The sequence below is a fragment of the Martelella sp. genome, assembly GCF_984369615.1.
Window position 1 is genome coordinate 1 of record NZ_CFHTCS010000148.1, and the last position, 9,970, is coordinate 9,970.

Sequence of the window (9,970 nt, forward strand, 5' to 3'; positions counted from 1 at the left end):
GGATATCGGCCCTCAGCTCGTCGGTCTTCAGTACAAGGAGCGTGTCGCCTGCCTTGACCGCGTCATTGAAGTCGGCGCGCACGGCCTTCACCGTGCCCGACAGTTCGCTCGATATGTCGACCCTGACCGTCGGCTCGATCGCGCCGGTGGCCGCGACCGTCACCGTCATCGGCCCGCGCTCGACCTCCTGTGTGACATAGATTGGCTTTGCCGCGACGATCTGCAGATCGCCGGACGTCAGATAGCGGTAGCCGGCATAGCCGCCGGCAGCCAGCACGACGACGAGTATGATCGCCCCCCAGGGCATACGAAAGCCGCGCCGGGGCTTGTCATCGCCAAGAATGGCATGAATATCAGGCACTTGCGGGCGAGGGCGCTCATTGGCATCCGCGCCGCCGCGCCGGCCGGTTCTGTCCATGTCGGAGGACATTGTCGAAGAGCTCCTGTCTGGGGCTACGCATTTGACGATTTGCCGCGACTATGGCCACGAAGCGGCGCGCATGCAAGCCGTTGCCGAAGCGAAAATGAGGCCGGTGCGCGGACGATCCGCTCCGGCCCCGAAGCCAACGCCCGTATTCGGCCTGGCCGCCGGCCGTCTCGCGCGATAGCCTCGGAAACGAATCGTGTTATTGTGAAAACAATGAAAGTTCGAACGCGGCGCCGGACGCCGGGAAGAACAGAACGCACATCCCCGTGGAGGAAATCCCTTGAACCATCGTCGTCTTGCAGCCATCGTCACCACGGCGTTCCTTTGCGTCGCGTCGTTCAGCCCGGCCTCTGCGACATTGCCGGACGGCGCAAGCTCCCTCAGCGAAACCTATCAGGACTGGCGCGTCGAATGCGTCTCGAACGGCGATGCGGATCGCTGCGTGATGGTTCAGGTTCAGGTTGCGCAGGAAGGCGGGCAGCGCGTCATTTCCGTCGAGCTCAATGCGCCGGCGGCCGATCAGGCCCAGGGCGTCGTCGTGATGCCGTTCGGCTTCGCCTTGGCCCAGGGCGTCACGCTTTCGATCGATGCGGAGACCGACGGCCCGAAATTCGGATTTTCGACTTGTCTGCCGCAGGGTTGCTTTGTTCCGGTGTCGATCGATGCCAACATGCTCGATCGCCTGAAGAGCGGCGGCACGCTTCACATCAGGGGCATGCCGATCAACGGCAACGAGATGGTCGATTATCCGATTTCACTCAAGGGCTTCACAGCCGCCTTCAACCGCTTGAATGCATTGCGTTAAGTCGCATTACTATTTCCCGTATGCAAACGGCTCCGCGAACAGACCGTCCGGAGCCGTTTTCTCTGTTTCGGCATAGCATAAGTTCCATAATCTACCTTATGCGATTTTTGTCGATGTCTTCTTGTGACAGTGCCGTGCCCTCTGTCCCTTCTGGCGCAAACAGAAACAACCGGACGCGAACGCCCGGTTGCCGGAAGTTTTCAGAAAAAGCGACCTTTATCAGAAGCTGACGTTCAGACGCGCATTGATGCTGTTCTGGGAGACGCCATCGCCGAACTGGCCGATATAGCCGAAGCCGAGCTTCGCCTGTTTCGAGAGCGCAAAATCAATCCCGGCGCCGATCAGAGCCGTGTTTTCCGCCAGCGGCACGCCGGAGACGGTAAACGGCGCGCTGCCGGCAAAGGCGGCCGTCGACTTGGGCGTGATATCTCCGAATGCATGCCGCCATCCGACATCGAAATAGGCCTCGGTGCCCGCCTGCCCCATGACGACAAAGTCCGCAGCCGCCCGCAGGCCGATCGTCGAGAAGTAGGTATTCGACGATTCCGACGCGACGCTGAGCGCCGCTGCGGTCGTTCCGGTCTCGGTAAAGCTGTCCGAGTTCAGGCCGACATAGGAGAAGTTGGCATAAGGCTCGACCTCGGTGTTTTCGTCCGCGGCATAGCGATAGGCAAGTTCCCCGAAGACCTGGAAAGCCCCGGCATCGTAATCGCTCGACATTGTGTCGTAGAAGCCGGGAAAGCTCACCGTACGGTCTGCCGATACCGTGTTCCAGGTGTAGGCAAGGCCTGAACGGAAGGCCACGGCGCCGGACTTGCCGGCGGCCCATTCGCCGCCGCTGTAAGCGCCGATCGTGTAGCCATCCGTATTGCCCGAAGCTGGTCCCTTGTTGTCGAAGGACGTGTAGCCGTAGCCGGCCAGAACGCCAAGCTTCCAGCTTTCGCCGATCGATCCGTCAATACCGGCGAGGAAGCCGCCGGTGGAGGAGTCGAGCCTGCCGGCATTGGCGTTGCCGTCATATTCACTCCAGCCGCCATAGGCGTATGCCCAGGCGCCGAAAGCGCTTTCCTCGACAAGGTTTCCGCCAACCATGTCGTCGCCCCCCTCGGCATAGGACATGACCTCGACCGAGGACGTCGATTTGCCGCCGAAAGCCTGATGCAGACGGCCGTAGACCGCATCCCTGGCATATTCGGTGTGGTCGATCATGACGGTCTTGTTGGAGGCATAGATATCGCCCGACAGAGCGCTGTAGGCCAGCGGTGCGTCGTCGACGGTCATTTTCAGGATGACGTTTTCGTAGAGCGTCGGCGGTGGCGACAGATTGCCCAGTGTCTCCAGCGCATTGGCAACGGCGACCTGGTTTGGCGTCTCGGCGACCGAGGCGAATGTCCGTTCGTTTCTCTCGACCGTCAGGATCACAGAATTGGGATCGTAACGCAGATAGGGTGCAACGAAGGCATAATTGTCGACATTGTCCCAAACGGGCATCGATGATGCGAACGCGCCGTTGACGCCGCCGGCCGCAGTCAGGATCACATAGTCATGATCGAGAAGGTAGTCATCGATTGTGTCGACTTCGACAGAGCCTGCGAGGTTGGCGACGCCGCCGACGGCGATCAGGTCGGCATTCCCGGCAAGGTCCACTTCCGCTTCGATCACCGAGGTGGACGCGAGGTTGAGGTCGCCGCCAACGATGATCGTACCGATCGAATTACCTGGCGCCAGTCGGCCGGAACTGCTCGCACTGCCTGAGATGTTCAGATTGCCTCCCGCCCTCGACGTATAATCCACGAACAGTCGGCCGTTCACATTGACCTTGTTCTGAATCGTGCCGCCGGTCGTGCTGGAACCGTTTTCAACATAGAGGTCACCGCCGACGGTAGCCCTCTCACCTGCGCCCGAGATGAAACTGCCCGTGCTATGCTGCAGGATCAGATCGCCCGAGATTTTTGCCCCGGGCTGAAGAGTGACGACCTGGTCATAGGTCGAGGTCCCCCTGGACGTCAGCGTGCCGCCGATCGTGGCGCCCGCGCCGATTGTCACCGGTGTATCGTTGTTGACGACCAGAACATCGTAGGGCGCGTTGCCGATTTCGTTGACGTCTTCCGGCAGTAGCAGACCTGACAACAACCGAGACCAGTGGGACGTAAAGTCGGTCACGCCGTTGTTCCGGTTCTTCAGATACATGGCGAAGAATTGTTCGGGGCTTGTGTCGTCCAAGGACAGCGCAGGTTCCCATATATAGATCAACTCATTATTGAAATAATAGTGTACGGCGCTGTTGCCTTCTTCGTCGACATCCGTCATCAGGCGCATGTCGATCGTGTTCCAGCTGGAATAGTTGATCAGTCCGGTCGTTTCCGGCAGTTCAACCCACCCGTTATCCGTGCTGGTATCCCATACTTCGAGCCTTCCCTGCCCGTCCCGATTGGTGAACTGGATGATCGGAAAGACAGCATCATTATCGTTGTAATTGCCGGTCGCGACCTCCTCTTCGGTCATGGTCGAGCCCCAGATACTGGTGCGGATATAGTCCGTATCACTGCCGCTCCGCCAGCCATCGGCAACATAAATGTCGCCGCCGATAAAGGAATCACCCGGAGGAACGGCTGTGTTCTGCGAGTAGCCTTCCCACTGATAGTAGCTGTTTGAACCCGCTTTCGAGCCAAGGGTCTCCAGCGTGAGGACGTTCGACCGTCCCATATAGCTATCAAGCCGCGTAAAGCTTGCAGTCGGATAGCGATCAATCACCCAGTCGCTTGGATCCGTGCTGATCGGATAGAATTCAATCTTCTCGGCCAGCGCGGTTCCGCTCAGACCAAACAACAGGATTCCCGCGCAAGCGGTTGATTGCAGCAGTCTCGTTTTTACTGTGGTCATTGTTTCCTCCCAGTCATGGCCGCGGACCACAAGGGTGCCGCTGCTCCGCCCGAACTGCTTTGCCGGCTGCTGGGCATGCTGATGACAGCGCGACAAACAGACCGAAAGAGCATTTTGCAACCCCGGCGGGCATCACGCGGATATTGTGATAGAACGCATCGGCCGGGAAGCTGGAATGTACAAGGAGAGGTTACAAGCAAGCGATATTGCAACTTATGTTGCATTAATGGCACGTATATTAGTATATACTAATATTAAAATTTGAACCTATCCGGACATGGCGTAGAAACGGACAGGAAATCCAGTGATTTCGGCCTTATTGTCTCTGACCTAAGAGGATGGCATCCAACGCGCGGCATCGCGTCCCTGCCGTCGGAGAAAATGGTCAGACAGGAGCAATATCGCCCCGCGCCCAGCCTTCCTGCGTCTCGGCCATGAAGTCGGCATATCGCCCCTCGGCGATCGCGGCGCGGATGCCCTGCATCAGAGACTGATAGTAGTGGAGATTGTTCCAGGTCAGCAGCATGCCGGCAAGCGATTCATTGGCGCGCACGAGATGGTGCAGATAGGCACGGGAGTAGTCGCGCGCAGCCGGGCAATAGCTTTCCGCATCCAGCGGCCTGAGGTCTTCGGCATGGCGGGCGTTCCTGAGGTTCACCTTGCCGCGGCGCGTGAAGGCGAGGCCGTGACGCCCTGCCCTGGTCGGCATCACGCAGTCGAACATGTCGATCCCGCGCGACACCGATTTCAGAATGTCGTCGGGGGTGCCGACGCCCATCAGGTAACGCGGTTTTGTCGTCGGAAGCTCGGGCAGCGTCGTCTCCAGCATGGCCAGCATGACCTCCTGCGGCTCGCCGACGGCAAGGCCGCCGACGGCATAGCCTTTCAGGTCGAGATCGGCCAGCCCGCGCGCCGAGCGGACGCGCAGGTCCGGAATATCGCCCCCCTGGACGATGCCGAACATCGCCTTGCCCGGCTGGTCGCCGAATGCCTCGCGGCAGCGCTCGGCCCAGCGTAGCGACATCTCGGTCGATTTTTCGATCTCCGCCCGCTCCGCCGGCAGCCGGACGCATTCATCAAGCTGCATCTGGATATCGGAACCCAGCAGCCCCTGGATCTCGATCGAGCGCTCCGGGCTCATGTGATGCACGCTGCCGTCGATATGCGACTTGAAGGTGACGCCCTTCTTCTCGTCGATCTGGCGCAGCGCCGCGAGCGACATCACCTGAAAGCCGCCGGAATCCGTCAGGATCGGATATTTCCAGCGGATCAGCGAATGCAGCCCGCCAAGCCGCGCCACGCGTTCGGCGCCCGGCCGCAGCATCAGATGATAGGTGTTGCCGAGAATGATATCGGCGCCGAGATCACGCACCTGATCAAGATACATCGCCTTGACCGTGCCCGCGGTTCCGACCGGCATGAAGGCCGGCGTGCGGATTTCGCCGCGCGGCATGGTAATCGCGCCAAGGCGGGCATTACCGTCTGTGGTCTTCAGGGTGAACTGAAATTCTTGGCTCATACGTCTTTCCTGAAGAGCAGGCTGGAATCGCCGTAGGAATAGAAACGGTAGCCGGTTTCGATCGCATGGGCGTAGGCCGCGCGCATCGTCTCCAGCCCGCAAAAGGCCGAAACCAGCATGAACAGGGTCGATTTCGGCAGATGGAAATTGGTCATCAGCATGTCGACGGCGCGGAAGCGATAGCCGGGCGTGATGAAGATGCCGGTTTCACCTTCCCAGGCACCAAGCGTCCCCTCCCCGGCAGCGGCACTTTCCAGCAACCTGAGAGAGGTGGTGCCGACGGAGATGATCCGCCCGCCGCGCGCCTTCACCGCATTCAGGGCTTCGGCTGTCTCCGTCGTGACGATGCCGCGCTCGAAATGCATCTTGTGGTCGTCGGTATCCTCGGCCTTGACCGGCAGGAACGTCCCCGCTCCGACATGAAGCGTTACGAAATATTGCTCGATACCGGCTTCTTCCAGCGCGGTCAGAAGCCGCGGCGTGAAATGCAGGCCAGCCGTCGGCGCGGCAACCGCGCCGTTTTCACGGGCATAGATCGTCTGGTAGTCGTCGCGGTCCCTGCCGTCCTCGGCCCGCTTGGAGGCGATATAGGGCGGCAGCGGCACGTGGCCGACCCGCATCAGCGCCTCGTCGAGCGCGCCGCCGCGGGCGTCGAATGTCAGTGCCACCTCGCCGCCTTCCCGCTTCTCCTCGACCGTCGCAGAAAGCGTGGTCGCACGATCGGCGGAAACGAAACGCAGAACGTCGCCCGGCTTGATCCGCTTGCCCGGCCGGGCAAAGGCATGCCAGACATTGTCGGCCTTCCTGAGATGCAGCGTGGCCGAGACCGGCACCTCCTCGCCGCCTTCGCGGTGTCGAACGCCTTCGAGCTGCGCCGGGATCACTTTCGTATCATTGAATACCAGCGCGTCGCCGGGTTTCAGGAAAGTCGGCAGTTCGGACACGACATGGTCCGCAAGCCCCTCGCCCGGTCGCACCACCAGGAGCCGCGCGCTGTCGCGCGGGCTCGCCGGGCGCAAGGCGATGTTTTCATCCGGCAGGTCGAAGTCGAAGAGGTCTACGCGCATTGTATCAGGACATTTCTCAAATTCGAAAACCCGCCGGCCTCGGCCGGGCGGGTCTGTTGGTTGCGCTCTGTGCTCAATAATCTCCCCCCTTGAGGGCAGAGCTATCGCATATGGTCTCCCCGCATAGCCCCCTAATATTCTCGCCCCGGAGGGGAGAGATGTCGCGACAGCGACAGTGAGGGGGGAGCCTATCACCGCGAGCGCTCTCACGATCTGAAGCACCGCACCACCGTCACTGCCCCTTTCGGGGCATCTCTCCCGCCAGCGGGAGAGAGTATTGGGATCAAGCTGCTACGCCATATGCGATGGCCCTGCCCTTGAGGGGGAGATTGACAGGAGGGCGTCGCCCTCTTCCCGCATCAAGCGTCCGCAGCCACCTTCATCGAAATGATGTGGTCCGGGTCACGCACGGGCTCGCCCTTCTGGAAAGCATCAACGGCGTCCATGCCTTCGATGACCTGACCCCAGACGGTGTACTGCTTGTCGAGCCAGGGGGCATCGGTGAAGCAGATGAAGAACTGTGAGTTGGCGGAGTTCGGGTTCTGCGAGCGGGCCATGGAGCAGGTGCCGCGCACGTGGCGCACGGAAGAGAACTCGGCCGGAAGGTCCGGCTTGTCCGAACCGCCTGTACCGGCGCGGCCAGCATTGCCGCCCTTCTTGCCATGCTCCACATCGCCGCCCTGCGCCATGAAATCGGCGATCACGCGGTGAAAGACGACGCCGTCATAGGCGCCCTCGCGGGTCAGTTCGCGAATGCGGTCGACATGCTTGGGGGCGACATTCGGAAACGCCTCGATGACGACCTTTCCCTTGGTCGTTTCCATGATGAAGGTGTTTTCCGGGTCTTTGATTTCGGCCATCTGGGTCTCCTGTGGCTGAGCGGGAGCATAATCCGAGTGAAGCGAGGATGGACAGGATTATGCGGCTGAAACAAATGGGATAGAGCGCCCATCAGATCGACAGGCGCCCTATGTCGAAACGGGTTACTGGCTGACGGTCGCGCTCAGGATCCGGTCGGGGTCGCTGACCTTGCCGTTCTGGGCCGGATCGCCCTTCTTGATCTTGTCGACATTGTCCATGCCGTCCACGACCTCACCGATGACGGTGTACTGGCCGTTGAGATGCGGGGCATCATCGAACATGATGAAGAACTGCGAATTGGCGGAATTCGGGTTCTGCGAGCGTGCCATGCCGACCACGCCGCGCTTGAACGGAATGTCGGAGAATTCGGCGGGCAGATCGGGCATGTCGGAGCCGCCCATGCCAGCCTTGTCCAGGTCAAAGCCGTTTTCGGCGTCGCCGAACTGGACATCGCCGGTCTGTGCCATGAAGCCGCCGATCACGCGGTGAAAGACCACGTTGTCATAAGCGCCTTCCGCAGCCAGTTCCTTGACGCGGGCGACGTTCTGCGGCGCTTCCTCATCGAACAGCTCGATCACCACCGGGCCTTCCGAGGTGTTGAGCGTCAGAAGGTCCTCGCCGTCCTGCGCCTGCGCCACGCCTGCAATCGAGGCCGCCGTCATCATCGTGGCGGCAGCCAGTCCCGCAATCGTCTTCCTCATGGTTTTCTCCTTGAAATTCATTGCCTCTACCCGGGCTCTAGCGTGGGAATTTCGCCTTCAGCGCGGCAGCCACAAAATCCGGCACAAAGCGCTCCACATCGCCGCCCATGGCAGCGACCTGCCGCACCAATGTGGCCGATATCGGACGGGAAAGGGCCATTGCCGGCAAAAAAACGGTCTGGATGTCCGGCGCCATGGACTGGTTCATCCCGGCCATCTGCATTTCATAGGCAAAGTCGGTCGAGTCGCGCAGGCCGCGGATGATCATGCCGGCGCCGTTGTCCCGCGCGGCGTCGATGGCGAGGCCCTGGAAGGACACGACCGAGACGTCGTTCGTTCTCTCCGGCAGGTTTTCGGCCACCGCACGGCGCAGGAAATCCGCGCGTTCCTCGAACGCGAAAAGCGGTTTCTTCCCCGCATTGATGCCGATGGCCAGCACCAGCCGGTCGGCGATGTTGAGCGCCTGCAGCACCACGTCGAGGTGGCCATTGGTCATCGGGTCGAAAGAACCGGGATAAAAAGCCGTTGCCATTCGTCATGCCTCGGTTTTGGTCTCGGCCTTTTGTCACGGAATGTGGCAAGCCGCAAGTCGCTTTGCGGCAAGGCTCTGAAAAGGAAAAGCCGGGCATGATGGCCCGGCTTTTCAGATTTTCTTCGCGACGCTCAGTCCTCGCTGTCGCCCTCGCCCGTCGCTGCGGCGGGTGCGTCGTCGGCCGGAGCCTCTTCCGCGCCTTCTTCCTCGACGGGTTCGGCCTCCTCGGGTTCGGAGATGACCTCGACGGAGACGACCTTTTCGTCAGCCCCGGTCTTGAACACCGTCACGCCCTTTGTGGCCCGGCTGGCGATGCGGATATCATCGACCGGCACGCGGATCAGCTGTCCGGCATTGGTGACCAGCATGATCTGGTCGCGGTCGAGAACCGGGAAGGCGGCCACCAGGCGTCCGATCTCTTCGGTCTTCGACGTGTCGGTGGCGCGGATGCCCTTGCCGCCACGGCCGGAGATACGGAAATCATAGGACGACGAACGTTTGCCGAAGCCCTTTTCCGTCACCGTCAGGATGAACTGCTCGCGGAACTTCAGTTCCTCGTAGCGATCATCCTTCAGTTCGCCCTCTTCCGTCACCTCCTCGCCGACAAGCGCGATGTCCTCGCCCTCCCCGGTCTCGGTGCGGCGCTCGAGCGCCGCCCGCTTCAGATAGGCGGCACGCTCCCAGGGCTCGGCGTCGTTGTGGCTGACAATGGTCATCGAGATCACCTCGTCGCCCTCTGCCAGCGCGATGCCGCGCACGCCGATGGAATTGCGACCGGCGAAGACGCGGATGGCGGGAACCGGGAAGCGGATCGCCTGGCCCATCGCCGTCGTCAGCAGCACGTCGTCATCTGGCGTACAGGTCCAGACGGACAGGATGCGATCATTCTCGTCATCGAGCTTCATCGCGATCTTGCCGTTGCGGTTCACCTGCACGAAGTCCGACAGCTTGTTGCGGCGGACCGTGCCGCGGGTGGTGGCGAACATCACGTCGAGTTCGGCCCAGCTGTCCTCATCCTCCGGCAGCGCCAGGATTGAGGTAATGGCCTCGCCCTGCTGCAGCGGCAGCATGTTGATCAGGGCCTTGCCGCGCGATTGCGGCGTGCCGATCGGCAGACGCCAGACCTTTTCCTTGTAGACGATGCCGCGCGAGGAGAAGAACAGCACCGGCGTGTG

The 9,970-nt window shown here is 61.2% G+C and carries 8 protein-coding genes and 1 pseudogene; 1 reads left to right on the plus strand and 8 read right to left on the minus strand.

All coding sequences use genetic code 11. The features are described from left to right. A pseudogene (locus tag AC5DC2_RS12855) lies at positions 1-430 on the minus strand (hypothetical protein); the annotation flags it as partial. Between the two features lie 277 nt (positions 431-707). Between AC5DC2_RS12855 and AC5DC2_RS12860 the strand changes: the two are divergent. Next, positions 708-1,232: an invasion associated locus B family protein gene (locus tag AC5DC2_RS12860; protein ID WP_491698757.1), complete on the plus strand. Its 525-nt coding sequence runs from the start codon at positions 708-710 to the stop codon at positions 1,230-1,232. 219 nt (positions 1,233-1,451) lie between these two features. On the opposite strand, the gene AC5DC2_RS12865 is transcribed toward AC5DC2_RS12860, so the two are convergent. The 7 genes from AC5DC2_RS12865 to AC5DC2_RS12895 all read right to left on the minus strand — a co-directional run. Next, positions 1,452-4,115: an autotransporter family protein gene (locus AC5DC2_RS12865; RefSeq protein WP_491698758.1), complete on the minus strand. Its 2,664-nt coding sequence runs from the start codon at positions 4,113-4,115 to the stop codon at positions 1,452-1,454. Between the two features lie 385 nt (positions 4,116-4,500). Further along, positions 4,501-5,634, minus strand: coding sequence for a tRNA guanosine(34) transglycosylase Tgt (gene tgt / locus AC5DC2_RS12870; protein ID WP_491698759.1), 1,134 nt, complete (start codon positions 5,632-5,634; stop codon positions 4,501-4,503). After that, on the minus strand, positions 5,631-6,701 hold the full coding sequence (gene queA / locus AC5DC2_RS12875; protein ID WP_491698760.1) for a tRNA preQ1(34) S-adenosylmethionine ribosyltransferase-isomerase QueA: 1,071 nt from the start codon (positions 6,699-6,701) through the stop codon (positions 5,631-5,633). The genes tgt and queA overlap by 4 nt, the downstream gene beginning before the upstream one ends. Positions 6,702-7,060: 359 nt before the next feature. Further along, positions 7,061-7,561: a peptidylprolyl isomerase gene (locus tag AC5DC2_RS12880; RefSeq protein ID WP_024707855.1), complete on the minus strand. Its 501-nt coding sequence runs from the start codon at positions 7,559-7,561 to the stop codon at positions 7,061-7,063. A gap of 123 nt (positions 7,562-7,684) precedes the next feature. After that, positions 7,685-8,263, minus strand: coding sequence for a peptidylprolyl isomerase (locus AC5DC2_RS12885; RefSeq protein ID WP_491698761.1), 579 nt, complete (start codon positions 8,261-8,263; stop codon positions 7,685-7,687). Between the two features lie 37 nt (positions 8,264-8,300). After that, positions 8,301-8,795: a pantetheine-phosphate adenylyltransferase gene (gene coaD, locus AC5DC2_RS12890; protein WP_491698762.1), complete on the minus strand. Its 495-nt coding sequence runs from the start codon at positions 8,793-8,795 to the stop codon at positions 8,301-8,303. A gap of 131 nt (positions 8,796-8,926) precedes the next feature. Continuing rightward, a partial coding sequence (locus tag AC5DC2_RS12895) for a DNA gyrase C-terminal beta-propeller domain-containing protein (protein WP_491698763.1) occupies positions 8,927-9,970 on the minus strand: 1,044 nt, incomplete at its 5' end.

Bases quoted from the DNA above. Each gene is read 5' to 3' on its own strand.
- coaD (WP_491698762.1), bottom strand. From the start codon at position 8,795: ATGGCAACGGCTTTTTATCCCGGTTCTTTCGACCCGATGACCAATGGC.
- queA (WP_491698760.1), bottom strand. From the start codon at position 6,701: ATGCGCGTAGACCTCTTCGACTTCGACCTGCCGGATGAAAACATCGCC.
- AC5DC2_RS12885 (WP_491698761.1), bottom strand. From the start codon at position 8,263: ATGAGGAAGACGATTGCGGGACTGGCTGCCGCCACGATGATGACGGCG.
- AC5DC2_RS12880 (WP_024707855.1), bottom strand. From the start codon at position 7,561: ATGGCCGAAATCAAAGACCCGGAAAACACCTTCATCATGGAAACGACC.
- tgt (WP_491698759.1), bottom strand. From the start codon at position 5,634: ATGAGCCAAGAATTTCAGTTCACCCTGAAGACCACAGACGGTAATGCC.
- AC5DC2_RS12865 (WP_491698758.1), bottom strand. From the start codon at position 4,115: ATGACCACAGTAAAAACGAGACTGCTGCAATCAACCGCTTGCGCGGGA.